The following is a 700-nucleotide window of genomic DNA, read 5'->3' as shown; positions in this document are numbered from 1 at the left end:
CTATCAAGCTCTAACCGACGCGCTGGTGGACAGTTGGCATCGCGGCTATCAGCGCACTGACGAGCTAAGGCTGCTGGTGGACGGTTACCTGCTGGCCTTGCGAACTGGCAAACAATTGGAGCCCTTTGAGATTTACCGCCTCGAAGATGAGGTCAACCGCTTCCTCTACGATCCGTCCAACTTCATGGATCCGGAACTGGAGCGGGAGACGGAGAGGATGCGGGGCTACTAACTTTGGGGATCCCTGCTGGCAATCCTTGCGACCGGTAGGCCGCAGCCTCAATTCCTAAGTTCTCTAGCCTTGGGGTCTTTCTCCCGTCCTTCGGGAGAGAAGCTGGGGGTAGGGCGGTTTTGAGAACAACTTGGGCCTGGTAGGCTGAGAGCAGTCGATTCCTCTCAGTTCTATGGCAGTTTGGGATACCCTGGCAACTTCCCGGCGTCCGGCTTTGCTGGGATCCGGCCTGGGCTTGGGAATAGCCCTGACCCTCTGGTACGGGGTGTTTGGCTACCACGTACTGCAGATGGGTATCTGGCTGCTAAGCATCCTGCTGGTGGGGCTGTATGTGGCCCAGTTTCCTCCGGCTCAGCTCCCTTGGGATCCGACGCGGCTGCGCTGGCGTCAGGAGCTGCTACACCTGGGGCTGCTGGCGCTGGTTTTTGCCCCCATCTACCTCTACGACCTGGCCAACATCCCTTTTCA

General features: G+C 58.9%; 1 protein-coding gene and 1 pseudogene. Both read left to right on the top strand.

Annotation, left to right across the window (positions count from 1 at the left end; translation table 11 throughout):
* A partial coding sequence (locus NW827_RS08430; protein WP_414503567.1) for a DUF6761 family protein occupies window positions 1-232 on the top strand: 232 nt, incomplete at its 5' end.
* Window positions 233-404: 172 nt separating this feature from the next.
* Window positions 405-700: pseudogene (locus NW827_RS08425) on the top strand (hypothetical protein); the annotation flags it as partial.

This window comes from Synechococcus sp. H70.1, from assembly GCF_047502705.1.
GTDB lineage: Bacteria > Cyanobacteriota > Cyanobacteriia > Thermostichales > Thermostichaceae > Thermostichus.
The sequence above is the reverse complement of the archived record's forward strand: the minus strand, read 5'-3'. Positions and strand labels throughout refer to the sequence as shown.